A 22,783-nucleotide genomic window follows, 5' to 3' on the forward strand; every position below is an offset into this window, starting at 1 on the left:
GGGTGCAATATTTAGGCATGACTAAAAAACGTCCGCAACGGCGCGGCCGGCCCGGGGCACACCCCGCCGCGCCGGTTCCGGGGACCACCGCCGCGCATGGTGCGGCGTTCCTGCGCCGGGCAGCCACCACGCTGTGCGCCGCCGTCGTGCTCGGCACCGCGGGCTGCGCGGCCCCCGCCGCCGAGCCCGCCGGCGCGGACCGGCCGGTGGTGCTCACGACGTTCAGCGTCATCGCGGACCTGGTCCGGCAGGTCGGCGGCGACCGTGTCGAGGTCCTCTCCATCACCAAGCCGGGCGCGGAGATACACGGCTACGAGCCGACCCCCTCCGACCTCGTCCGCATCCACGAGGCGGACCTGGTGCTGGACAACGGGCTCGGGCTGGAACGCTGGTTCGGCCGGTTCGTGCGCGACCTCGACGTCCCGCACGCGGTCCTGTCGGAGGGGGTCGTCCCGGTCGACATCGCCACGGGCGCGTACTCCGGGCGGCCCAACCCGCATGCCTGGATGTCCCCCGTCCAGGCCCGGCTCTACGTGGACAACGCCGAGCGTGCCCTGGCCGGTCTCAGCCCCAAGGACGCCGACTACTTCGCGGCCCGTGCGGACGCCTTCCGCGGGGAGCTGCGCAAGCTCGAGGAACGAGCCCGCGCGGGCGTGGCGTCCAACCCCCGCGCCGCGCTGGTCACCTGCGAGGGAGCCTTCTCCTACCTGGCCCGCGACATGGGACTGCGCGAGCACTTCCTGTGGCCGGTGAACTCGGATGCCGAGGGCACCCCGCGGCAGATCCGCGAGCAGATCGGCTTCGTCGAGGACAACGACGTCCCCGCCGTGTTCTGCGAATCCACCGTCAACGACTCGGCGCAGCAACGCGTGGCCGCCGAGGCCGGGGTCCCGCTGCTGGGACCGCTCTACGTCGACTCGGTTTCCGGGCCCGACGGCCCGGTGCCGACGTTCCTGGAACTGCTCAACTACGATCTGGACACCATCCTGGAAGGACTGGACCATGCTGCCGCCAACGAATGAGGCACCGCCCCCGGTGGCGATCGAGGTCGCCGGGCTCGACGTGCGCTACGGGAGCACGGTGGCCCTGGAGAACGTGGACTTCACGCTCGGGGCGGGACAGCTCTGCGGGCTCGTCGGCGTCAACGGAAGCGGCAAGTCGACGCTGTTCAAGGCGCTGATGGGCCTGGTGTCGCCGACCTCCGGCAGCGTGCGGCTGTTCGGCCTGACCCCGGCCAGGGCGCGCAAGAGCGGGCGCATCTCCTACGTCCCGCAGTCCGAGGCCGTGGACTGGACCTTCCCCGTCAGCGTCCGCGACGTCGTGATGATGGGACGCTACGGCTACATGGGCCGCTCGCGGCGACCGTCCGCGGCGGACCGCGCGGCGGTGGGCGAGGCGCTGGAGCGCGTCGACCTGGGGGCCCTGTCCTCTCGGCAGATCGGCGAACTGTCCGGCGGGCAGCGCAAGCGGGCCTTCGTGGCGCGGGGCATCGCGCAGGACGCCGACCTCATGCTGCTCGACGAGCCCTTCGCGGGTGTCGACGTCGGGTCCGAACGCCTCATCAGCGAACAGCTGGAGCTGCTGAGGGCCGGCGGGCGGACCATCCTGATGTCGACCCACGACCTCGCCGGCGTGCCCCGGCTCTGCACCCATGCGCTGCTCCTGCACCGGCGGGTGCTGGCCGCCGGCGCGCCCCACGACGTCCTCACGGACGCCAACTTGGCCCTCGCCTTCGGCGGAGAGCCGCGGGAGGAAGCCCGATGAACCCCTACGTGTGGCTGACGGAGCCGTTCGGCTACGGCTTCATGACCAACGCCCTGGCCGTCACGGTGGCCGCCGCCCTGGTCTGCTCCGTCCTTTCCTGCTGGCTGGTGCTGATGGGCTGGGCGCTGATGGGCGACGCCATTTCGCACGCCGTGCTCCCCGGCGTCGCCCTGTCGTACCTGCTGGGGCTCCCGTTCGCCGTCGGCGCGCTGGTCTTTGGTCTGGGCGCGGTCTACCTGATCGGCGGCCTGCGCGCCACCACGCGCCTGAAGTCGGATACCGCCACGGGAGTCGTGTTCACGACCCTGTTCGCGCTGGGCCTGGCCATCGTCTCCAAGACGCCGAGCCAGGTCGACCTGGGACACATCCTCTTCGGCAACGTCCTGGGGACCGGACCGGCGGAGCTGGCGCAGGTGCTCGTGCTCGGGGCCCTGACCCTGGGGATCGTGCTCTACCTGCGCAAGGACCTCACGCTCCTGGCCTTCGACCCGGTCCACGCACACGCGATCGGGCTGAACGCCCGGGTCCTCAATGCCGTCCTGTTGGGCCTGCTGGCCCTGACGGTGGTCACCAGCCTCCAGGCGATGGGCATCATCCTGGTCGTCGCGATGCTGATCATCCCCGGGGCGACCGCCTTCCTGCTGACCCGGCGCTTTGGCGGGATGCTGCTGGTCTCCTCGGCGCTCGGCGTCGCCTCGGCGGTGGCGGGCATCTACGCCAGCTACTACCTGGACCTGTCGGCGAGCGCGTCGGTGGTGCTGGCCCAGGCCCTGATGTTCTTCGCCGCCTACCTGTTCGCCCCCCGCGCCGGCGTCGTCAGCGCCGCCCTGGAGCGCCAGCGGGTGGCCGCGTGAGGCTCTCCAGCAGCGAGGAGGACTACCTTAAGACCGTCTACGGCCTCGGCGAGTGGGAGCCGGACCCCGTCACGACGGGCGCGGTCGCGGCCAAGCTCGGGGTCTCCCCCGCCTCCGCCACCACGATGGTGGCCAAGCTCTCCGGACGCGGCCTGCTGGACCACCCGCCGTACGGCGCGGTGTCCCTGACCCCGGCGGGGCTGCGGGCGGCGCTGTCCGTGGTGCGGCGGCACCGCCTCATCGAGACCTTCCTGGTCGGCGAACTGGGCTACTCCTGGGACGAGGTCCACGAGGAGGCGGAGTTGCTGGAGCACACCGTGTCCGCGCGCTTCATCGACGGCCTCGACGAGCGACTCGGCTACCCCGCCGCGGACCCCCACGGCGATCCGATTCCGACGCGCGAGGGCGAACTCCGCCGGCCCCGCGCCGTCCGCCTGGACCGCGCGCCGGGAGGCGCAGCCGTGGTGGTCCGCGTCAGCGATGTCGATCCCGAGGTCCTTCGGCTCTGCGCCGAGGCGGGCATCCGCCCCGGAACGCTGCTGGAGGGCGGCGCCCACCCGCTGACCCCGGCGCAGGCCAGCGCGGTCTGGGTCGCCCCGCACGGGTTCCGTTCGTGACCGGCGCCACCGTTCGCCCGTCGGCCGCCCGGGCACTGGACCCTCGCGTCGCCGCCGCCGTGGCCGCCGGCGGTTTCGTCGGAACCCTGCTGCGGTACGGCCTCGGCGTCGCGTGGCCCGATGGCGGCGGGTTCCCGTGGACCACGCTGGGAATCAACGTCGGCGGCAGCCTCGCACTCGGCGTCCTCACCGGATTCTGGGCGCTCTCCGGGGCCGCCCCCGCGTGGGTGCGCGCGGCCCTCGGACCCGGGCTGCTCGGGGCGTTCACCACGTACTCCGCGGTCGCGGTCTACCTGACCTCCGGCATCGGCGCATCGGCGGACGGGACGCCGGATGCGGTCCAGTGGTGGGGCTACCTCGCCGCGAGCCTGCTCGCCGGACTGGCCGCCGCCGCCGCAGGGCTCTGGGCCGGCGGCGGCTTGGCCCGGCGCGGCCGCTCCCGGAGAGGTCCTGCCCGGGGACACGGGGACACCGCGTGAGCGCGGTGCTGCTGGCCCTGGGGGTCGGGGCGGCCGGCGCGGCCGGCGCGGTGCTGCGCGCGTGGCTCGACGCTGCGCTGGCCCCGCGGACGACGGCGGACCCGGCGGAGGCGCGAACGGCGGTGCCCTGGCCGCGCGGAATCCTCGTGGCCAACACCGCCGGATCCCTCCTCATGGGAATCATCGCGGGACTCGTGGCGGGGTCCGCGGTCGCGCCGGCGCTCGGCGCGGTCCTCACCGCCGGCCTCTGCGGCGGCCTGACCACGTTCAGCACCTTCAGCGTCACCACCGTGCGGCTATGGCAGGCGGGCCGGCGGGCCGGCGCCGCCGCCAACGTGGCGGCCACCGTGGCTCTCGGTCTCGGCGGCGCGGCCGCCGGATGGTGGGTCGGCGGATGGTGGGTCGGCGGCCTGCTGGTCGCGTAGGGAGACCGGGGCCCTCCGGTGCGCTAGCGAGCGGCGCGGCGGCCGCTGGGCCGGCGTCCTTCCGGCGCGTCCGGCCGGTGCCGCATGGCCCCCGCGCCGTGGGCGCGCGGCGCCCGGCGGTGGCGCCACGCCAGGTAGCCGCTGAGGAGCGTCAGGCACAGCATGATCCATCCCGGGACAGGCCGGTCCACGAGGTGGAGCAGCACCGCTCCCGTGGCGAACAGCCCGTGCGCGACGAAGGGGTGCGCCGGCCACCGGATCCGGAGGCGCGCCCTGGGCGCCATGAAGAGGCCCCAGAAGACCAGTAGCGGCAGGGCGACCGCGGCCGCTGCCGCAAACGGCGGCAGGGGAAGGAATTCGATGGCCCACAACCCGGCGGCGCACAACAGGCCGACCTCCAGCACGAACGCGAGCACAGCCGCCGCGTTCGGCCGCTGCGCCGCTGCCCGCTCGTCCACGTGGTTGTCCATGAGTCCGCCCTTCCCGTTCCCGCACCGTGCGCGCGCCGCGCGCGACTCCTCCGCGTTCAGTCTAGGTGTGACTTGTGTTTCGCATGTGTCTTGTGTTGTGGTGGGCGCAATTTGTTCACCCCCCGCACCCGCGGGATGGTCCTGCGGAACGTGCCCCCGGCGCATTGCTCCGGCGGCTCCCCGCGCCTCGACGCGCACGGGGCCGAGCCCAGGTTCCCCGATCCCCGGCGTCCGGCCTCCTGCTCGTCTGGCCTCCCGCTCGTCCGTCCTCCTGCTCGTCCGCCCATTGCGCGAGGACGCGCGCGTAGCCGAAGACCGGCGCCGGCTCGAACGACGTGGGTCCGGCGTCCACGAGGACAGCGGGGACGGACCGCGCAGACGGGCGCGTCGTAGACCGCCCACAGCGGGCCCGGGCGCCGGGCGAAGGGCCTGGCCCTTGACCGCCGGCCACAGCGCGCGGGACGCTGGGACACCGCGGCATCCCGGCCGCACCGTCCTCGGCCCGCGACGACCCCGCCCGCGGTTCCAGAAGCCCACCGGGCCCCGGGAAGGAGGAGCGTGTCGTGCCGCAGCAGCGACCACGGGCCGCGGCCTTTCGGCTGACGCAGGCCGCCCTGGCTCCCGCGGCGGTTCTGGCCTACCCCTACTTCGTCGGGAAACTGCTCATCCGCAGCCGCGCCTCCGGCGTCTCGGCGACGGCCGTGTCCTCCCTGTATGCACGACACATGCAGCACCGGCTGGGAACGCGGCCGGACGAGACGGCCACCCGGCTGCTCTCCGCCCTGCCCGGCGTCTCCCGCGGCGCGTTGTGCCTGGTGACACTCCCCACCCGGGCTGCCCACCGCATCACCGGCCATGTCCCCCCGGTGTACCGCTACCCGTACACCGGGACGCCCCCGCTCACCCATCACGCGGCCGCACGGACGACCTACTACGACGACGCGGTCGCCAAACACCTCGACGGCGCCCGCGGCCTGCGCCAGCTGGTGGTCCTCGGCGCCGGCTTCGATACCCGCGCCCACCGCGCGGACCGGGACTCTCCGGTGCGGTTCTTCGAGGTCGACACGCCCGCCACTCAGGCCCTCAAGCGCGGGCTCCTGCGGCGGACGGGCATGGACCGGCCCGGTGTCACCTACGTCCCGGTCGACTTTCTGGCCCAGGACTGGTGGCAGAGCCTCGTCGCGGCCGGTTTCGAGCCCGCCGGGCCGGCGCTCTTCCTGTGGGAGGCCGTCACGATGTACCTGGACATGAGGTCCGTCGAGGGGACCCTGGACCGCATCGCGTCCGCGGCGCCGGGCAGCGTCGTCGCCTTCGACTACTTCTCCGCCGACACCCTCCGGTCGCGGGGCCCGTTCATGCGCTACGCGCGGGCCGCCGCGCGGTTCGTGGGCGAGCCGCTCGCCTACGGACTGGAGACCAGCGCGCCGGCAGGACGCCACATGGCGGCCGTCCTGGGCGGGCACGGCCTGGTCCTGGCGGAACATCGTCCGATCGGGACCGGGGTCCCCGGCGGGCCGCCGCCGGCAGGCTTCGTCATCGCGACGGTGCCCGACGTGGCGGGGACACGGAACAGGATCCCCGACCGCCGTCGTTGAACACGGTCTCACGAGCGATGCCGCGCAACCCTGGCCCAGTTCGGCATTAATCCCCGGGACCCGACGGCGAAATCCGCCCGCTGGCCAGAAAGGATCCCTTCCTTGGACGGGTTCTGCGGCGGAAGCGGCCCCGTTTCAGGAGCCAAGAACGTTCTCCGCGGTCACCGGAGAAGGTCCTCTGGGGGGCTGGCGGACCGTGAGCCGACCGTCCCGACCCGCCTGAGCTCTCCGATGACCATGGCCGAGATCACCGCGGCGGTTCTTCGGCGAACTCGGTGAAGACGCACTTGCGCGCGATCCACCGCAAGCTCGGCGCGAGCGGCCGGCGCGGCGGCGCATGGGCCATCTCGACGTGTGCGACGTCAGGACTGGAGGTCCTGCAGTTCCTTGGAGAAGAACTGTAGGGCCGTCCGCGTCTTCGTCTGCTGCTCGCCGCTGAGCGGTATCCCCTTGCCCTCGAGGAATGCGCGGGCCTCCAAGGCGATGGTGATGATCTCACCGGGCAGACACTTCGTCGAGAGCTCGACGACGCGGGTGCCGTCGGGGTAGATCCACATCTCGGCGACGTACTTCTGGGATGTTCCCTCCGGCTGGAACTTCAACTTGAGCACCAGGATCGGCCCCAGGATGGACAGATCCTCCAGCGCCACGCCGTCGGGAGCATGCTCGAGGAAGAAGGCGCGCTGAGCCTTCGAGAAGATCTTGCGCAAGGGCACCCTACCGGCCACTACGGAAGCCACGTCCGGTGAGGTCAACCGGTGCTTGAGCGTGGCGGAACACACGTAGCCGCCGGGCATCGTGTCGACCTCGACGACGAGCTCGGGCGATCGGCGCAGGTCTGCGGGCAGGTCGGACGGTACGACGGGCCGGAGCTTGATGACCGTGTCGTCGCGATCGCGGACCCGGCGGGCCCGCACGACCACCCCGGCGGCGTCGAGGCGGAGATCGGGTGTGTCGAAGAAGAAGACCTGACGGAGCTGGGCGTCGAGCGGGTCCACACCGAGCGCGGCGGCCGCAGAACGGTAGGCCCGCTCAGGCAACGTCAACTTCAGCTCGATGCTGTCGGACGCCCGCGCCAGTTCGAGGACCTTCGCGAGATCGTCGCTGATGAGGCGGGGTGACGAATTGGTCATGTCGGCTCCTTCGCGGTGGTGCCCCGCCGGAGGTCGACGCGGTCTCACGTGGGGACACCCCGGCGCCGGGGCGGTTCCTTCCCATGCAACGCCGCGCCCCACGGCAAGGCATCACCCCGGAAGGGTGATCGTCGCCGGTGATGCCGTCGTCCGGGACCGATGGGCCCCCGTCGCGCCGCTCCGTGGGGCCAGCGGTGGCAATCCCACGACACCAGCTTCGTGGTCCAGCCCGGCACCACCGCCACGTTCACGCCTCGCCGGAACCTGTTCCGTGACGCACGGATCACCCGGCAGGCCTTCGGATCCTTTGCCGGGATGCCCGTGGAAGCCCGGCCGCCATGCTCGGACCCCGGTTGCACGCCGGGCGGGCGGGCGGGCGGAGCTGGCGTCGGTGAGGCTGACGAAGCCGATGCCGCCCTCGTTGAGGGTGCCGACGAAGCCCACGAGGAGGCGAAGTCCACGAGGTCCCTCACGCTGCGCCCGAGGCAGTCCAACGTCTACACCACCCGGGCGTCGCCCTGGCGCAGGACGTCCAAGGCCTGGGCGAAGCCGGGGCGGGATTCGCCGCGACCGAGAAGCCAAAGGCATTGAGCTGAGACCTTCTGGTCACAGGGATCGGCACTGTAGTGTGATGGCGTGATCGTCCCCGATATTCCCCAGAACGCCGTGGCGGTTGCCGATCACTACGACGAACTCGATCCGATTTATCGTCGAGTGTGGGGCGATCATGTCCATCACGGGCTATGGGCGACGGGTCGCGAGACACCCGCCGAGGCCGTCGAGGCGCTGATCGACACGGTCGGTGATCGGCTGCGGCTTCGGCCTGGCGAGGCGTGCGTCGACATCGGCTGCGGCTATGGCTCCACCGCAAGGCGGCTCGCGGCGACACACAAGGTCGGCGTTACCGGCTTCACGCTTTCCGCCGAGCAGGCCCACTACGCCGCCGCGCATCCCGCCCCCAATGTCGACATCCGGCTCCGCGACTGGCTCTTCAACGGGCTGACCGACGCCTCGGCCCATGCCGCATGGGCGATCGAGTCGAGCGAGCACATGGTCGACAAACCCGAGTTCTTCGCCGAGGCGCATCGCGTGCTGTCGCCAGGCGGCCGCTTCGTCGTCTGCGCGTGGCTCGCCGAGACAGATGCGAGCGGTTGGAGGGTTCGGCACCTGCTCGAACCGATCTGCCGCGAAGGGCGCCTGCCCTCGATGGGCACGCGCGAGGAGTATGAGGCGATGGCAATGGCGGCGGGCTTTTCGATCGATGGCTATGAGGACGTCAGCCCGCGCGTCGCGCGCACATGGACGATCTGCGCCCGTCGGCTCCTGAAGGCCTTGGCCGTCGATCGCGAGACCCGTCGCCTTGCCCTGGGCGCACGCAATCGGATCTTCGTTCTGAGCATCCCTCGACTGATCCTGGCCTACCGCACCGGTGCGATGCGCTATGGGATCTTCACGCTGTCGAAGGCGGAGCAGAAGGGGGCGCCGGAGGGACAGCGCTAACCGGCACCGGCACCGTCTCGGGCATTGTCGAACGGGAAACCGTCGAGTACCCCCTGTCGTCGAAGACCGCGAGGGCCCGAGAAACGCCGAAAGGCCTGCCCCTCGGCGAGGGGCAGGCCTTCGACAACCAGCACACGCCGGTCGATAAGTACGATCCGTATTGCCATGTCCCCAGACGGCTTCCGGGTGGACGACGCAGTTGTCTGCGGCCGGGCGGGAGACAAGAGGAGACTTAAAAAGATTCAGGGAGTGCGAAGACACTCCCTGAATCCCACGGGTGGAGATGGGGGGAATTGAACCCCCGTCCGATGTGGTGTTGCCAGGACTTCTCCGGGCGCAGTTTGCTGTGGGATTTCTCTGCCCCATCAGCCGTCGCGCAAACAAGCGGCTGGACCCTTGCGGGCTTCCCTGGGCACAGTCACCTAAGTTATGCCGGGCACCCCGGTGACATGGGTACCCGTCAGTGGCTATCTAAATGACGCCAGTATCAGGAGCGATAGCAATTCCTGGCTGACGGACTGTCCGGCTGCTTAGGCAGCGAGAGCGAAGTCAGTGCGCTTAGATTCGGCACTTATTGTTTTGCAGAGGGCGTTTCCGAGATAACCCTGCATCCTCGGCCCGCTTCTCCTGTCGCGACTCACATCGTCGAAACCGATCATCCCCGTATTTTGTTGTCAATGGCGGGTTTCCCCGCCCGACACCCGCGGCCGAGACCGCGGATTACCTACTATAACCCACGGCGCCGCGGAATCATTCCCGCGGCCGAGGGCCGCCGACCTAGGCGGTGGCGCGGTTCCGCTCGCGCATGGCGCGCAGTGCCTCGCGGTTGTCCTGCTTCTCCCGGAGGGTCTGCCGCTTGTCGAACTCCTTCTTGCCCTTGCCGACGCCGATCTCCAGCTTCGCACGGCCGTCCTTGAAGTAAAGCTGGAGCGGCACGATGGTGAACCCGGACTCCTGGATCTTGCGCTGGATCTTGGTGAGCTCGTCGCGGTGAAGCAGCAGCTTGCGCCGGCGCCGCGCGGCGTGGTTCGTCCAGGACCCGTTCAGGTACTCCGGGATGTAGACGGACTCGATATACAGCTCGTCCCGGTAGAACTGGCCGAACCCGTCCACGAGCGATGCCTTGCCCTCGCGCAGCGACTTCACCTCGGTGCCGCTGAGGACCATGCCGGCCTCGAACGTGTCCATGATGTGGTAATCGTGGTGGGCCTTGCGGTTGGTCGCAATGACCTTGCGTCCGGTTTCCTTGGCCATGGCGACCTCCTTCTGGCGTGATTGGCTCCACCCAATGGCGGAACATCAATCTTACGCTACAGCAGGCCCATGGGATCGACGGCGCTTCCGTCGAGGATGGTTTCGAAGTGCAGGTGGCAACCGGTCGAGTTGCCGGTGGTCCCGACGTAGCCGATCACCTGCCCCTTCCCGACGCGCTGGCCGGCGGACACCGTGTAGTGCGACATGTGGTGGTAGTTGGTGGCGAGCGCGTGGCCGTTCACCACGCCGTGGCTGATGGTGACCTTGTTGCCCGAGGATCCCGAGCGGAGCGCGTACCAGACCTCGCCCGCCGCCGCCGCGTGGATCGGCGCCCCGCAGGCGCCACCGAATCCCCAGTCGACGCCGGCGTGGACGTAGCCGCCCGTGCCGCCGTAGTCGACGGTGCCGGCCGGCGTCGGACGCCACCCGAAGCCGGAGGTGATGTAGCCGCCCGCGGCGGGGACGCGCAGCCCCCACCCGCCGGACGCTCCGGCGTCTCCCCCGGCCGACGAGGCGTCGTCGCGGGCCGCCTGCGCGGCACGCTCCGCCGCGTCCGCGGCGGACTGCTTGCGGGCCGCGTCGGCCGCGTTGGCGCGGCGCGCCGCTGCGGCCTCGGCGGCGCGGGCCCGGGCGGCCGCCTCGGCGCGCTGCTGCGCCACCTCGGCGGCGCGCTGCCGTGCCGCGGCCGCGGCCTGTTCGCGCTTGCGCTTGGCGGCGGCCTCGCGGATCAGGCGCTCCTGCCGCTCCTTGATGTCGGCGAGCACCTTGCGGTGCTCGCTCTCCTGCGCCTGGATCTGCGCCCTGATCTGGGGCCGCTTGGCGCGAAGCTGCTCGCTGAGGCTCTGCGCCTTGCCGACCAGCCCGTCCACCTCGCGCTTGCGCTCCTCGGCTGCGTCACGGGCCTGCTGCTCGCGCGCAAGGGCGGCCTCGGCCTCGATCTTCAGGCCGCGGATCTCCTCTTCGACGGCCTGCAGGCGCACCTCCGAGTTGCGGTTGGTGGCGTGCTGCTCGTTGAGCTGGTCGAGCACGGCGTTCTGGCTGCGCATGGCTTGGTCCGCCAGATCCATGCCGTTGGCGAGATCGCCGTCCGCGCCCGCGTCCAGGAAGAGGCTGAGGTTGCTCGACACGCCGCCTCGCTTGTAGGCCTGCGTCGCGATCTGGCCGATGACCTTGCGGGTGTCCGTCTGCCGCGCGGCGTCCTCCGCCATCTGCCGGTTGATCTGGTCACGCGTCTCTTGGGCCAGCCGGACCCGCTCCGCCAGCGCGCCGACCTCGTCGGTCGCGGCACGCACCCGGCCCTGGGCCTCGGCGAGGGCCTCCTGGGCCGCCGGCAGCCGGGACTGGTAGCCCTTCAGTTCGGCCGCGACGCGCTGGATGTCCTTGTCGAGGAACTCGAGGTCCGTCTCCAGCGTGTCGAGGTTCCGCTCGATGTTCTTCTTGTCGTCGTCGAGGTTGTCCGCATGGGCGCCCGTCGACGCCAGCGACAGCGCGAGGACGGCCGCGAGGGCGCCGCCCAGGGCCGCGATGGGCATGCTGCACCGTTTCCGGTCCGCCAATGGGTTTTCCTTTCCAACGCGTTGCTGCGGTCTCGTGCCGGGTACTCGATTCCAGAGCTTCGACATTAAACCTTCAGGTACCGCTTCAGGGTTAGGACCGACGATACACCAGCGAGCAGCGCGCCGAGAGCGAGCAGGGCGGGTGCCACCAGCAGGACCTCGCTGGTGGAGATGAAGGCCGTGTCCGGGTACTCCCGCGCCAGCCGTCCGGCGACCAGGAAGTGGGCGACGCCCCAGAGCGCTCCGGAGGCGAGCGCCGCGCCGATCAGCGCGGCGATCACGCCCTCCAGCACGAAGGGCAGCTGGATCACCAGCTTGGAGGCGCCGACCAGGCGCATGATCCCCGTCTCGCGGCGGCGGCTGAACGCCGAGAGCCGGATGGTGGTGGCGATGAGCAGCACCGCGCAGACGATCATGACGCCGGCGATGCCGACGGCCACCAGCGAGGCGATGTTCATGACCGAGAAGATCTTCTCCAGCAGCTCGCGCTGGTCGATGACCACGTCGACGCCCTGCATGGAGGAGAACAGCTCGTTCACCACCTCGTACTTCTCCGGGTCGACGAGCCGGACGCGGAAGGACTCGGGAAGCTGGTCGGCCGTGACCGTGTCGACGATGGGCGAGTTCCGGAACTGGTCGCGGAAGTGGCCCAGCGCCTGTTCCCGCGACTCGTACTCGTAGCTCTCAATGTACGGCTCGACCGCGGCGGAGCCCATCATCGCCTCGATGTCCGCCCGCTGGCCGTCGGTCACCGCGCCTTCGGCGCAGGTCTGCGACCCGTAGTCCTCGCCACAGAGGAAGACCGCGACCTGGACGCGGTCGTACCAGAATCCCTTCATCTGGCTGATCTGCAGCTGCAGCAGCGCGGCACCGCCGACGAAGGTCAGCGAAATGAATGTCACCAGGACAACCGAGACCACCATCGAGAGGTTGCGCCGAAGGCCGGAACCGATCTCGGACAGGACGAACGCCAGCCTCACGCCTCGTCCTCCTCGGTGTCGAACGGGGCGATCGCCTGGCCGGCCGGGAGGAGTTCGCGCGAGCCGTCGGCCCGCACGTGGGGGATCATGGCGGTGTATTCGCCGGCGGCCTCGTCGCGGACCACCCGTCCCGCGGAGAGCTCGATCACGCGGCGGCGCATGGAGTTGACGATGTCGCCGTCGTGCGTGGCCATGACCACGGTGGTCCCGTTCTGGTTGACGCGGTCCAGCACGTTCATGATGCCCACGCTGGTGGCGGGGTCCAGGTTGCCCGTCGGCTCGTCGGCCAGGAGGATGCCCGGGCGGTTCACGATGGCGCGGGCAATGGCGACGCGCTGCTGCTCTCCGCCGGAGAGCTCGTGGGGAAGGCGCTTGCCCTTGCCTTCGAGCCCCACGGTCCTGAGGACCTCGGGCACGGTCTGGCGGATGACGGCGCGGCTCTTGCCGATGACCTGCATGGCGAAGGCCACGTTGCCGAACACGTCCTTGTTCGGAAGCAGGCGGAAGTCCTGGAAGACGACGCCGATGCCGCGCCGCAGGCGCGGGACGCGCCAGCTCGGGATGCGGGCGACGTTCTGGCCGGCCACGTGGACCGACCCGCTGGAGGCGCGGTCCTCACGGAGGACCAGGCGGATGAACGTGGACTTGCCGGAGCCCGAGGCACCGACGAGGAAGGCGAAGTCGCCACGGTCGATCTCGATGTCGATGTCGTCCAGCGCGGGCCGCGACGTCCGGTCGTAGACCTTGGTGACGTGCTCAAATCTGATCATGTCGGTTCTGCCCACACGGCACCGGTACACGGCCATGGATGCGGGGCTTTGATGGGGGGAAGTTACAGCACCGGCACAGAGCACTCTAACGGTAGCGCGGGGATCCGCGCGGAGGCGGCCCGCGTGTCGCACCCGTCCCTCTGGTCACGGGACGCGCAACGCACGCGACCCGCGGATCGGGGGATCCGCGCAACGCACGGGACGCGATTCCAGGCCCCGCGAAGCGCGGCTGGTCCGCGCGCGCGACGCCGGACGGCCCCACGCGGCCCCGCGGACGCGGGACGGCGTGGGGCTGGGCCGCCGGAACGGACCACCTCGCGGGTCGCGGACCGGGGCGACTCGCCGGGGCTAGTCGCGGTCCCCCACCAGGCCCGGCCCCAGGATCAGCTCCGGCTCCGTCGCGTCGCGGACCTCGTCCACGCCCACCCCCGGAGCGGTCTCCACCAGCACCAGCCCCGCGGCGGTCACGTCGATCACCGCGAGGTCCGTGATGATCCGGTGCACCACCGCCCGCCCCGTGAGCGGCAGCGAACACGACGAGACGATCTTCGCGGACCCGTCCTTCGCCGTGTGCTCCATCAGCACGATCACCCGGCCCGCGCCGTGGACCAGGTCCATCGCCCCGCCCGGGCCCTTGACCATCTTCCCGGGGATCATCCAGTTCGCCAGGTCCCCGGACTCCGAGACCTGCATCGCACCCAGGATCGCCGCGTCGATCTTGCCGCCGCGGATCATCGCGAAGCTCGTCGCGGAGTCGAAGAAGCTGGCGCCGGGGTTCACCGTCACGGTCTCCTTGCCCGCGTTGATCAGGTCCGGGTCCACGTCCTCCTCGCGCGGGTACGGGCCCACGCCCAGGATCCCGTTCTCGGACTGCAAGACCACCGTCCGGCCCGCCGGCACGTAGTTCGGCACCAGGGTCGGCAAACCGATCCCCAGGTTCACGTAGTCCCCGTCGCCGAGCTCCCGCGCGGCGCGCTCGGCCATCTGCTCCCGTGTCAACGCCATGGCCTAGGCCCCCGTTCCGCTCGTGTCCGCCGTGTCCGCGGCCGCGGACACGGTGCGCTTTTCGATGCGCTTCTCGATGTCCGGCCCGACCTCGACGATCCGGTGCACGAACACCCCCGGCAAATGGACCTGGTCCGGGTCGATCTCCCCGGCCTCCACGAGCTCCTCGACCTGCGCGATGCAGACCCTGCCGGCCATCGCCGCGGGCGGGGAGAACTGCCGGGCGGCCTTGTTGAACACCAGGTTCCCGTGCCGGTCCCCGCGCAGCGCGTGGACCAGCGCGTAGTCGGTGACGATCGACTCCTCCAGCACGTACTCGCCCTCGACCCCGCCGGGTGCGAAGGAGCGCACGTCCTTGGCTTCGGAGGCCTGGACCACATTGCCCTCGGCGTCGTAGCGCTGCGGCAGCCCGCCCTCGGCGACCTGCGTGCCGACCCCCGAGCGCGTGTAGAACGCCGCGATCCCGGACCCGCCGGCGCGGAGCTTCTCCGCGAGCGTGCCCTGCGGGGTCAACTCGAGCTCCAGCTCCCCCGTGAGGTACCGGCGGGCAAACTCCTTGTTCTCCCCCACGTAGGAGGACGTCATCTTCCTGATCCTGCCCGCCGCGAGCAGCACGCCCAGGCCCCAGCCGTCGACCCCGCAGTTGTTCGAGACCACGGACAGGTCCGTGGCGCCCTGCTCCAGCACCGCCGTGATCAGCTGCATCGGGTTCCCGGACAGGCCGAAACCGCCCACCGCCAGGGACGCCCCGTCCGGGATGTCCGCGACGGCCTCGGCCGCGCTCGCGTAGCTCTTGTCGATTGCCAACTCAGTGACCTCCTGTGGTCGTAGATCCGGCGGCGGCCGCGTCGCGGCCGCCGCCCAGCAGGGTCCGCACCTCCGCGGCCACAGCGGCCGCCCCCGGGTGGTCCATGATGATCGTGTAGTGGTTCGTGTCCGCGACGTCGCGGACACGCAGGCCGGGCAGCCGGTCCGCCCACTGCCGCGCGTAGTCGGCCGTGAACAATCCCGGCTCCTGGTTCAGCAGCCCACGCGGCGAGCGTAGCAGGAGGGCCGGGCGGGCCAGTCCCTCCAGCGCCGCCGCGAGTGAGGGTCCTCCGTGGAGCTCCGCCGTGTCCTCGGCCAGGGCCCCGTAGCTCGTCGAGGCGCGCAGGTGCGGCGGCTCCCCCCGCAGGTCGTAGGCGACGTAGTCCTCGACGAGGTCGTTCCAGTGTCCGGCGAAGGCCGGGTGGGCGGCCCAGTAGCCGCGGTACGCGTCGAGGTCGGCGAACTCCATCGCGAGGCGCTCGGCGGCGGGTCCCAGCACGGCCTGCACGATGCCCTCGTTGTCGAGTCCGTCCGGGACCACGAGGGGCAGGCCGCCGTCGACCAGAAGCAGCGACTCCACGAGGTCGGGGCGCCGGTGGGCGAGCACGAGGGCGGCGAACGCGCCCATGGAGTGGCCGACGACGGGCACCGGTCCGGCGCCGAAGTGCTCCAGCACCGCCGCGAGGTCGTCCGCGTGGGCCGGCATGCCGTGCGGTCCCGGCAGCCGGTTGCTGCGGCCGCGGCCACGAAGGTCGGGCGCGATCACCCGCACGCCCGGCAGCGCTGCGGCCACGAGGCCCCAGGCGCGGTGCGAGGCCGTGATGCCGTGGACCGCGAGGACGGTCGGCGCGCCGGGGTCGCCCGGACCCCAGACGCCGACGCGCAGGACGCCCCCGGGGACCGGGACGTCGGCGGTGCCGTAGCCGGGCTGTCCGCTCACCGCGCCGTCCACCCGCCGTCCATCGTGTAGGAGGCGCCGGTGACCATGCCGGCGTCGGGCGAGGCGAGCCAGGCCGTCAGGGAAGCGACCTCCTCCGGCTCCACGAGTCGCTTGACGGCGCTCTCTGTGAGCATGATCCTCGCGACAACCTCCGACTCCGGGATGCCGTGCAGCGTCGCCTGGTCCGCGATCTGGCGCTCCACCAACGGGGTGCGCACGTACGCGGGGTTCACGCAGTTGCTGGTCACGCCGTGCTCCCCGCCCTCCAGCGCCGTGACCTTCGAGAGCCCCTCGAGGCCGTGCTTGGCGGAGACGTAGGCGCTCTTGAACGGCGAGGCGCGCAGTCCGTGGACGCTGGAGAGGTTGATGATGCGCCCGAAGCCGCGCGCGTACATGCCGGGCAGCACGGCCCGGATGAGCAGGAACGGGGACTCGAGCATCAGGCGGTGGATCAGGCGCCACGCCTCGGGATCGTAGTCCTGGACAGGTGCGATGCGCTGGATGCCGGCGTTGTTCACGAGGATGTCAGCGTCCAGCGAGAGCGTCTCCAGGGCGCGGGTGTCGCTGAGGTCGACCTGCCACGCGGTGCCGCCGATCTCCGCGGCGATCCGCTCGGCGGCCTCGCCGTTGAGGTCCGCGACGGTCACTGCGGCCCCGCGCCGGGCGAATTCGCGGGCGCACGCCTCGCCGATGCCGCTGGCCCCACCGGTGACGACGGCCGTGCGTCCCGCCAGGTCCCCCGCGACGTCCTTCGTGGTTGGCTCGATCATTGGTTGCCGCCTTTCCCTGCGCCCGCGTCGGGCGCCATTGCGCGTTCGATGAACTGCATCATCTCTTCGAAAATCTCCTCGGGCACCTCGGGCCGGCGCCCCGTCCCGTCGTCGCCCTCCTGCCACAGCACCCAGCGCATGCCGACGAGCTCGCCGATGCCCATGAGCGCCCACGCGGCGACCTCGGCGTTCATCGGCCGGACCTCGCCCGTGAGCTGCGCCGCCCGCAGCCCCTCCACGTAGCCTTCGACGATGCGCCCGTAGTGCAGGCGCAGCGCGCCCGGCGAAACGAACTCGGCCTGCCGGATGATCCGGTAGAGCGCGGGGTGCTCGGCGGTGAAGCGGAAGAAGGCGCGGAAGCCGGCGCGCTCGGCGGCGATGCGGTTGTCCTCGGCCCGGGCGGCCTCCGTCATGGCGTGGCGCACGCGGCGGTTCAGGTCCTCCACGACCTCGTCGAACACCTCCTGCTTGCCGGCGAAGTAGAGGTAGAACGTGCCCAGGCCGACGCCGGCCTGGTCCGTGATCTTCACGATCGACGCCTCGTGGTAGCCGACCGACTCGAAGACGCGCTCGGCGGCCTCGAGGATCTTCGCGCGGGTCCGGGTTCCCCGCGCGGTGCGCGGCGCGGCGCTCACCGTCCCGCCTCCGCGGCGGCGCGGTCGGCGGCGAGGCCGGCACGCAGCCGCATCCGGGAGACCTTGTCCAGCCCGGAGTGCGGCAGCTCGTCCACGAAGCGGAACCGCGCCGGGCGCTTGAACGGCGCGAGGCGGACCGCGCAGTGCTCGGCGAGCTCCTGCCCGTCCACGGCGACGCCGCGGCGGCGCACCACGTAGGCCTCCCCCACCTCGCCCCAGCGCTCGTCGGGCACCCCGACGACGGCGGCCTCGGCGACACCGGGATGCCCGGCGAGCACCTGCTCGACCTCGGCCGGTGCCACGTTCTCGCCACCGGAGATGAAGATGTCCCCGAGCCGTCCGACGACGCGGTGGTAGCCGTCGGCGTCGCGTTCGACGAGGTCGCCGGTGTGCAGCCAGCCCCCGGCGAGGGCGCGCGCGGTGGCCTCGGGGTCGCGGAAGTACCCGGCGAACACGCCGGGGCCGGCGACCCGGAGCTCCCCGCGGCAGGGCCCCTCCAGGATGCGTCCCGTCGCCGGATCCGCCACGGCGACCTCCACGTGCGGGTAGGGCCGCCCGGCGTAGCCGACCATCCGCATCGCGTCCTCGGCGGGCAGGCAGAGCACGTTGGGGCTGGCCTCGGTGAGACCGTAGCCCTGGACGAGCTGCACGCCCCGCCGGTGCCAGGAGCGCAGCAGGGCCGGGGGCATGGGCGCGCCGCCGACGACGGCGAGCCGCAGCGTGGACAGGTCGGTGTCGGCGAACCGCGGGTGTTCCGCCAGCATCTGGTAGTGCGTGGGGACGCCCATCATGGTGGTCACGCCGCGTTCGGCCAACAGCTGCAGCACGCGGCCGGCGTCGAACGTGCGCTCGAGGACCACCGTGGCGCCGGCCCACCAGGCGAGCAGCGGCTGGATGTTCCAGCCGCCGACGTGGTACTGGGGCAGCACGGCGAGGACCACGTCGCGGCTGCCCACCTCGAGCGTGCGCGAGAGCGCCAGGTTGTTCCAGAAGCAGTTGGCGTGCGTCAGCACCGCGGCCTTCGCGGGCCCCTCGGTCCCGGAGGTGAACAGCATGAGCAGGGCGTCGTCGTCGGACACCGGACGGCGCACCGGTAGCTCCCCGCCATGGCTGGCCGGGGCGGGCACCCGCGCCTCGACGCCGCCCGGGCCGAGCGCCGCCGTCGTCGGCTCGGCGACCATCGCGGCCCGCGCCGCGCCGGCCAGCGCGTCGAATTCCTGCTCCACGAGCAGCAGCGCCGGGTCCGCGGTCGCCAGCTGGGCGGCGAGCTCCGTCGGGGTCAGCCGCCAGGACAACGGCACGAGCACCAGTCCGGCCTTGGCGCACGCGAAGAAGAGGACCACCTGGTCGGCGCTGTTGCCGGTGAGCGTGGCGATCCGGTCGCCGTGGCCGTAGCCGGCGCGGAGGAAGCCCGCGGACAGGTCCGCCGCCCGCTCCTCGAGCTCGCGGTAGCGCAGCGTGACCCCGCGGTCGTCGATGGCGACCCGGTCCGGGGTCGCGACGGCGCGGTCCGCGGTCCAGCGGCCGAGCGTGTGCAGCCCGTCGGGCGTGGTGTTCACGAGGCCTCCTCGAGGATGTCGCGGGAGCGCCTGCTCCGCGCGGAGCCGCGGCGCGTGAGCCTGCTGGCCGCGCCGGTCAGGCCCCCGGGCATGAAGAGCACCACGAGGATGAACAGTGTACCGAGGATGAACAGCGGCTCGGACAGCGGGACGTGCAGGATGGGCGGCAGTCCGGCGATCGCCTCCGAGTTCGCCAGCGCGGTCAGCCGCTGGTCCAGCAGCGTGTAGATGACCCCGCCGATCACGGCGCCCCAGCGCGAGCCGACGCCGCCGAGGACCACCATCACCAGCAGGGTGATGGTGAGGTCCGCGGAGACGGCGCGCGGGACGGCACCGGACTGCAGCAGCAGGTAGACCATCCCGACGACGGAGGCCAGCGTCGCGCCGACCACGAAGATCAGCAGCTTGGCCAGGTACGGCCGCAGCCCCAGCACGCGCACGCGCAGTTCGTTCTCCCGCACGGCCGCCGCGACGTGGCCGGCGCGGCTGCGCTGGATCCAGCTGACCACGAGGAACACGGCGACCAGCGCGGCGAGCGCGATCCAGTAGAGGTTGCGGGTGTTGCCCACGCCGACGAGGAACTCCGGCACGTGTTCCGTGTTGAGGCTGATGCCCTCGTCGCCACCCGTCGCGCCGGCCGGGTTGCGCCGCACCAGCACCGAGCCGGCCTGGGCGAACGCCAGGGTGACCATGGCGAAGGGGATGCCGGTCACGCGCAGGGCGACGGCGCCGGTGACGTTCGCCAGCACCACGACGGCCGCGAGCGTCAGCGCCATGGCGGGCAGCAGGGGCAGCTCCATCCGGTCCAGGAGGATCGCGAGCCCGTAGGTGCCGGCACCGAAGTAGAGGGCGTGTCCGAACGAAAGCAGGCCGGCCACGCCGATCAGCAGGTGGTAGCTCAGCGCCGCGGCGGCCATGAGCATGCACAGCGCCAGCAGCTGCAGAGCGCCGGGCTGGTAGGTGGGCGTCGGCAGGATGCCGGGGACGCTGAGGTTGAGCAGCGGGAGCAGTGCCAGCAGCACGACGCCGGCTCCCCCGGCCGCCCAGCGCGCCGCGGCCCGCCGCGCGGGGGCCCGGCCGTCCACGGGGCGGCCCCCGGCCGGGCCGCCCCCGGCCGGGCCGCCCGCGGGGCCGCGCCCCGCCGTCGTGCCGGGCGTCCCTCCGCCGCCGGGGCCCGCGTGCTGGTCCGTGGTGTCCGCGCTCATGCCTTTTTTCCCATCAGTCCGTTGGGGCGGGTGAGGAGGACGACGGCCAGCAGGACGATGACCACGAAGTCCCCGACCCCCCAGTAGAAGTTCGCGAACTGCTGGAGGATCCCGACCACCACCGAGGCGACGGCCGCGCCGGTCAACGAGCCGAGCCCGCCGATGACGGTCACGATGAACGCGAAGATCAGCAGCGAGCCGCCGAGCAGCGGCGACACGTACCCGAAGTAGTGGCTCGCAAGCACCCCGCCCATGCCGGCGGCGGCGCCGCCGATGGTGAAGACCAGGGTGAACGCCTTGCGCACGTCGATGCCCAGGGCGGTGACCATGGCGCGGTTCTCCACGCCGGCGCGGATGACCATGCCGTAGCGCGTCTTCTTGAGGAACAGGACCATGCCGAGCAGGACCAGCACGGCGACGACGATGGTCACGAAGCGGTCGTTCGGCACGGTGGCGCCGAGGACGTTCGTGGTCTGCCGGAACCAGGCCGGGCCGGTGATGAAGTCCGGGTCGGTGCCCCAGATGCCCTCGAACAGGGCGACGGAGGCCAGCGACAGCCCCACGGTGACGAGCACCTGCTCGATGTGCCGCTCGTAGAGCGGCCGGATGAGCGCGAGCTCCGTGAACGCCGCGAACGCCCCGCCGACGGCGGCGCCGATCAGCAGGGACGCCGCGAAGGTGCCCCAGTTGTCGGCGCCCATGCGGCGGGCGGCCTCCCAGCCGGCGAAGGCGCCGAGCGTGAGGAACGAGCCGTGGGCGAAGTTCAGCACGCCCATCAGGCCGTAGATCAGGGACAGCCCGGAGGCGACGAGGAAGTAGAGCGCGCCGAGGCCGAGCCCGGTGACGAGGAGCAGGACGATGGTGCTCACGCGCGGTCCCCCCGCTCGGTCACGGCCGCGGACGGAGTGGGCGCCGCGGTGGGCGAAGCCGCCGCGGCGCCCCCGTGGTGGTCGGAGCCGACGCCGAGCAGGCGCCGGACCATGTCGGCGTCGTCGAGCAGCTCGCTCGCGGACTCGCCCGTGTGGACCACGCGCCCGCCAGACAGCACCACGACGCCGGCGGCGAGCTGGCGCACCACGGCGAGGTTCTGCTCGACCAGCAGGATCGGCACGGTCTTGGCGGCCTCGGCGAGTGCCTCGGCGACCTCCTGCACGATCCGCGGCGCGAGCCCCTTGGTGGGCTCGTCGACCAGCAGCACCCGGTTGCGGTTCAGCAGCGCGCGGGCGAGCGAGACCATCTGCTGCTGCCCGCCGGAAAGCGTCCCGGCGGCCTGGCCGGCACGCTTGACGAGGTCGGGGAAGAGCGTGTCGACGAGCTCCCGCCGCGGGCTGCCGTCCCGCTCGGCGAGCCGCAGGTTCTCGGCCACGGTGAGCTTGGAGAAGACCTCCCGGTCCTCGGGGACGTAGCCGACGCCGCGGCGCACGATCCTGTGCGTGGGCTCGCGCTCGACCCGCTCGCCGGCCAGCTCGACCGTCCCGGCGGTGCGGGTAATCAGGCCGAGGACCGCCTTGATGGTGCTGGTCTTGCCGACGCCGTTGCGTCCCAGCAGCGCGGTCACGCCGGTGTCGGGGACGGAGAAGGACACGTCCTCGACCACCTGCTGTCCGCCGATCGATCCGGTGAGCCCGGACAGGGTCAGGATGTTGCCCACGGTCAGACCGCCTCTCCCAGGTAGGCCGACTGGACGGTCGGGTCGGCCATGACGGCCTCGGGCGTGTCGATGGCCAGCAGGCGGCCGTGGTGCATCACGGCGACACGGTCCACCAGGCCCAGCACCACGTCCATGTGGTGCTCCACCATGAGGATGGTCCTCCCGGTCTCGCGGTGCATGCGGTCGATGATGGCGGAGAGCACCGGGACGTCGGCTGACCCGACGCCCGCCATGGGCTCGTCGAGCAGGATGACGCTGGGGTCGGTGGCCAGCAGCATGGCGATCTCCACCTTGCGTTTGTCGCCGTGGGACAGCCCGCCGGCCGACGCGCCCGCCAGGGGCGTCAGGCCGACCTCGTCCAGGCGGTCCATCGCGACGGCGGTCGCCGCGTCGCCGCGGCGCGGGAAGCGCAGCAGCGACAGGCTGCCCCCGCGCCTCGCCTGCGCGGCAAGGCGCACGTTCTCCACGACGCTGAGACCCGGGAACAGGCTGGACGTCTGGAAGGTTCGGCCGAGGCCGGCGGCGGCGCGCCGGTGGATGGGCAGCGGGCCGAGCGGGCGCCCGTCCATCGAGACGGTGCCCTCGGTGGGCCGCAGCAGGCCGGAGACGGTGTTGAAGAGCGTCGTCTTGCCGGCGCCGTTGGGGCCGATCACGCCGACCATCTCGCCGCGGGCGACGCCGAAGCTCACGTCCTCGAGGATCCGGGCGCCGCCGATCTTCAGGCCGACGCCGTCCAGCTCCAGGGCTGGGGCGGTGGTGCTCATGGGCTTCCTTCGGTGGGCGTGGGTGCGGGGTGTGGCGGTGCGGTGCGCCG

At 71.8% G+C, this 22,783-nt stretch carries 24 protein-coding genes and 1 other RNA gene; 8 read left to right on the top strand and 17 right to left on the bottom strand.

Going from position 1 to position 22,783, the window contains the following annotated elements; genetic code table 11:
* Positions 1-17: 17 nt before the first annotated feature.
* Genes ACETWP_RS01615 through ACETWP_RS01640 form a run of 6 tightly spaced genes read left to right on the top strand, consistent with a single transcriptional unit; the run spans position 18 to position 4,139 of the window.
* Entirely contained in the window at positions 18-1,022 is a 1,005-nt protein-coding gene (locus ACETWP_RS01615) for a metal ABC transporter solute-binding protein, Zn/Mn family (RefSeq protein ID WP_373970432.1), read from the top strand.
* Positions 1,003-1,764: a metal ABC transporter ATP-binding protein gene (locus ACETWP_RS01620; protein ID WP_373970433.1), complete on the top strand. Its 762-nt coding sequence runs from the start codon at positions 1,003-1,005 to the stop codon at positions 1,762-1,764. The genes ACETWP_RS01615 and ACETWP_RS01620 overlap by 20 nt, the downstream gene beginning before the upstream one ends.
* On the top strand, positions 1,761-2,618 hold the full coding sequence (locus tag ACETWP_RS01625; RefSeq protein ID WP_373970434.1) for a metal ABC transporter permease: 858 nt from the start codon (positions 1,761-1,763) through the stop codon (positions 2,616-2,618). The genes ACETWP_RS01620 and ACETWP_RS01625 overlap by 4 nt, the downstream gene beginning before the upstream one ends.
* Entirely contained in the window at positions 2,615-3,235 is a 621-nt protein-coding gene (locus ACETWP_RS01630) for a metal-dependent transcriptional regulator (protein ID WP_373970435.1), read from the top strand. The genes ACETWP_RS01625 and ACETWP_RS01630 overlap by 4 nt, the downstream gene beginning before the upstream one ends.
* Positions 3,232-3,714 (top strand): fluoride efflux transporter FluC, encoded by a 483-nt coding sequence (locus ACETWP_RS01635; protein WP_373970436.1) that lies wholly within the window; start codon positions 3,232-3,234, stop codon positions 3,712-3,714. The genes ACETWP_RS01630 and ACETWP_RS01635 overlap by 4 nt, the downstream gene beginning before the upstream one ends.
* On the top strand, positions 3,711-4,139 hold the full coding sequence (locus ACETWP_RS01640; RefSeq protein ID WP_373970437.1) for a FluC/FEX family fluoride channel: 429 nt from the start codon (positions 3,711-3,713) through the stop codon (positions 4,137-4,139). The genes ACETWP_RS01635 and ACETWP_RS01640 overlap by 4 nt, the downstream gene beginning before the upstream one ends.
* Positions 4,140-4,162: 23 nt before the next feature.
* Here the strand turns inward: ACETWP_RS01640 and ACETWP_RS01645 are convergent, their stop codons facing one another.
* Entirely contained in the window at positions 4,163-4,609 is a 447-nt protein-coding gene (locus tag ACETWP_RS01645) for a YrdB family protein (protein WP_373970438.1), read from the bottom strand.
* A 563-nt stretch (positions 4,610-5,172) separates the two neighbouring features.
* Here ACETWP_RS01645 and ACETWP_RS01650 point away from each other — a divergent pair.
* On the top strand, positions 5,173-6,204 hold the full coding sequence (locus tag ACETWP_RS01650) for a class I SAM-dependent methyltransferase (protein WP_373970439.1): 1,032 nt from the start codon (positions 5,173-5,175) through the stop codon (positions 6,202-6,204).
* A 362-nt stretch (positions 6,205-6,566) separates the two neighbouring features.
* Here the strand turns inward: ACETWP_RS01650 and ACETWP_RS01655 are convergent, their stop codons facing one another.
* Complete coding sequence (locus tag ACETWP_RS01655) at positions 6,567-7,337, bottom strand: hypothetical protein (protein WP_373970440.1); 771 nt, start codon at positions 7,335-7,337, stop codon at positions 6,567-6,569.
* A gap of 636 nt (positions 7,338-7,973) precedes the next feature.
* Between ACETWP_RS01655 and ACETWP_RS01660 the strand changes: the two genes are divergently transcribed.
* Entirely contained in the window at positions 7,974-8,837 is an 864-nt protein-coding gene (locus ACETWP_RS01660) for an SAM-dependent methyltransferase (RefSeq protein WP_373970441.1), read from the top strand.
* Between the two features lie 275 nt (positions 8,838-9,112).
* Here ACETWP_RS01660 and ssrA read toward each other — a convergent pair.
* The 15 genes from ssrA to ACETWP_RS01735 all read right to left on the bottom strand — a co-directional run bounded on the left by ssrA (position 9,113) and on the right by ACETWP_RS01735 (position 22,733).
* Positions 9,113-9,500, bottom strand: a transfer-messenger RNA (tmRNA) gene (gene ssrA, locus ACETWP_RS01665).
* A gap of 114 nt (positions 9,501-9,614) precedes the next feature.
* The gene (smpB, locus tag ACETWP_RS01670; protein WP_373970442.1) at positions 9,615-10,091 is read right to left on the bottom strand and encodes an SsrA-binding protein SmpB; all 477 of its coding nucleotides are present in this window, start codon (positions 10,089-10,091) and stop codon (positions 9,615-9,617) included.
* A gap of 56 nt (positions 10,092-10,147) precedes the next feature.
* Positions 10,148-11,623, bottom strand: a complete 1,476-nt coding sequence (locus ACETWP_RS01675; protein WP_373970443.1) for a peptidoglycan DD-metalloendopeptidase family protein — start codon at positions 11,621-11,623, stop codon at positions 10,148-10,150.
* A gap of 89 nt (positions 11,624-11,712) precedes the next feature.
* Positions 11,713-12,627 (bottom strand): permease-like cell division protein FtsX, encoded by a 915-nt coding sequence (ftsX, locus tag ACETWP_RS01680; RefSeq protein ID WP_373970444.1) that lies wholly within the window; start codon positions 12,625-12,627, stop codon positions 11,713-11,715.
* Positions 12,624-13,397: a cell division ATP-binding protein FtsE gene (ftsE, locus tag ACETWP_RS01685; protein ID WP_373970445.1), complete on the bottom strand. Its 774-nt coding sequence runs from the start codon at positions 13,395-13,397 to the stop codon at positions 12,624-12,626. The genes ftsX and ftsE overlap by 4 nt, the downstream gene beginning before the upstream one ends.
* Before the next feature lie 348 nt (positions 13,398-13,745).
* Complete coding sequence (locus ACETWP_RS01690; protein ID WP_373970446.1) at positions 13,746-14,402, bottom strand: CoA transferase subunit B; 657 nt, start codon at positions 14,400-14,402, stop codon at positions 13,746-13,748.
* Between the two features lie 3 nt (positions 14,403-14,405).
* Entirely contained in the window at positions 14,406-15,209 is an 804-nt protein-coding gene (locus ACETWP_RS01695) for a CoA transferase subunit A (RefSeq protein ID WP_373970447.1), read from the bottom strand.
* 1 nt (position 15,210) lies between these two features.
* Positions 15,211-16,149 carry an alpha/beta fold hydrolase gene (locus ACETWP_RS01700; RefSeq protein WP_373970448.1) on the bottom strand — a complete coding sequence of 313 codons (939 nt, stop codon included), beginning with the start codon at positions 16,147-16,149 and terminating at the stop codon, positions 15,211-15,213.
* The gene (locus tag ACETWP_RS01705) at positions 16,146-16,919 is read right to left on the bottom strand and encodes a 3-hydroxybutyrate dehydrogenase (RefSeq protein ID WP_373970449.1); all 774 of its coding nucleotides are present in this window, start codon (positions 16,917-16,919) and stop codon (positions 16,146-16,148) included. Before ACETWP_RS01705 ends, ACETWP_RS01700 begins: the two co-directional genes overlap by 4 nt.
* Positions 16,916-17,554, bottom strand: a complete 639-nt coding sequence (locus ACETWP_RS01710) for a TetR/AcrR family transcriptional regulator (protein WP_373970450.1) — start codon at positions 17,552-17,554, stop codon at positions 16,916-16,918. The genes ACETWP_RS01705 and ACETWP_RS01710 overlap by 4 nt, the downstream gene beginning before the upstream one ends.
* Positions 17,551-19,113 carry a class I adenylate-forming enzyme family protein gene (locus ACETWP_RS01715; RefSeq protein ID WP_373970451.1) on the bottom strand — a complete coding sequence of 521 codons (1,563 nt, stop codon included), beginning with the start codon at positions 19,111-19,113 and terminating at the stop codon, positions 17,551-17,553. Before ACETWP_RS01715 ends, ACETWP_RS01710 begins: the two co-directional genes overlap by 4 nt.
* Positions 19,110-20,318 carry a branched-chain amino acid ABC transporter permease gene (locus ACETWP_RS01720; RefSeq protein ID WP_373970452.1) on the bottom strand — a complete coding sequence of 403 codons (1,209 nt, stop codon included), beginning with the start codon at positions 20,316-20,318 and terminating at the stop codon, positions 19,110-19,112. Before ACETWP_RS01720 ends, ACETWP_RS01715 begins: the two co-directional genes overlap by 4 nt.
* Positions 20,315-21,187: a branched-chain amino acid ABC transporter permease gene (locus ACETWP_RS01725; RefSeq protein WP_373970453.1), complete on the bottom strand. Its 873-nt coding sequence runs from the start codon at positions 21,185-21,187 to the stop codon at positions 20,315-20,317. The genes ACETWP_RS01720 and ACETWP_RS01725 overlap by 4 nt, the downstream gene beginning before the upstream one ends.
* On the bottom strand, positions 21,184-21,975 hold the full coding sequence (locus ACETWP_RS01730; RefSeq protein WP_373970579.1) for an ABC transporter ATP-binding protein: 792 nt from the start codon (positions 21,973-21,975) through the stop codon (positions 21,184-21,186). Before ACETWP_RS01730 ends, ACETWP_RS01725 begins: the two co-directional genes overlap by 4 nt.
* A complete protein-coding gene (locus tag ACETWP_RS01735) occupies positions 21,972-22,733 on the bottom strand; it encodes an ABC transporter ATP-binding protein (protein ID WP_373970454.1) in 762 nt (253 codons plus the stop codon). The genes ACETWP_RS01730 and ACETWP_RS01735 overlap by 4 nt, the downstream gene beginning before the upstream one ends.
* Between the last annotated feature and the right edge of the window lie 50 nt (positions 22,734-22,783).

The organism is Arthrobacter halodurans (assembly GCF_041877255.1).
In the GTDB taxonomy this organism is placed as follows: Bacteria; Actinomycetota; Actinomycetes; order Actinomycetales; family Micrococcaceae; genus Arthrobacter_N; species Arthrobacter_N halodurans.

What these genes read in the sequence shown, in the direction of transcription:
- ACETWP_RS01615 (WP_373970432.1), top strand. Translation starts at nt 18, where the DNA reads ATGACTAAAAAACGTCCGCAACGGCGCGGCCGGCCCGGGGCACACCCC.
- ACETWP_RS01620 (WP_373970433.1), top strand. Translation starts at nt 1,003, where the DNA reads ATGCTGCCGCCAACGAATGAGGCACCGCCCCCGGTGGCGATCGAGGTC.
- ACETWP_RS01625 (WP_373970434.1), top strand. Translation starts at nt 1,761, where the DNA reads ATGAACCCCTACGTGTGGCTGACGGAGCCGTTCGGCTACGGCTTCATG.
- ACETWP_RS01645 (WP_373970438.1), bottom strand. Translation starts at nt 4,609, where the DNA reads ATGGACAACCACGTGGACGAGCGGGCAGCGGCGCAGCGGCCGAACGCG.
- ACETWP_RS01655 (WP_373970440.1), bottom strand. Translation starts at nt 7,337, where the DNA reads ATGACCAATTCGTCACCCCGCCTCATCAGCGACGATCTCGCGAAGGTC.
- smpB (WP_373970442.1), bottom strand. Translation starts at nt 10,091, where the DNA reads ATGGCCAAGGAAACCGGACGCAAGGTCATTGCGACCAACCGCAAGGCC.
- ACETWP_RS01675 (WP_373970443.1), bottom strand. Translation starts at nt 11,623, where the DNA reads ATGCCCATCGCGGCCCTGGGCGGCGCCCTCGCGGCCGTCCTCGCGCTG.
- ftsE (WP_373970445.1), bottom strand. Translation starts at nt 13,397, where the DNA reads ATGATCAGATTTGAGCACGTCACCAAGGTCTACGACCGGACGTCGCGG.
- ACETWP_RS01690 (WP_373970446.1), bottom strand. Translation starts at nt 14,402, where the DNA reads ATGGCGTTGACACGGGAGCAGATGGCCGAGCGCGCCGCGCGGGAGCTC.
- ACETWP_RS01705 (WP_373970449.1), bottom strand. Translation starts at nt 16,919, where the DNA reads ATGATCGAGCCAACCACGAAGGACGTCGCGGGGGACCTGGCGGGACGC.
- ACETWP_RS01720 (WP_373970452.1), bottom strand. Translation starts at nt 20,318, where the DNA reads ATGAGCGCGGACACCACGGACCAGCACGCGGGCCCCGGCGGCGGAGGG.
- ACETWP_RS01735 (WP_373970454.1), bottom strand. Translation starts at nt 22,733, where the DNA reads ATGAGCACCACCGCCCCAGCCCTGGAGCTGGACGGCGTCGGCCTGAAG.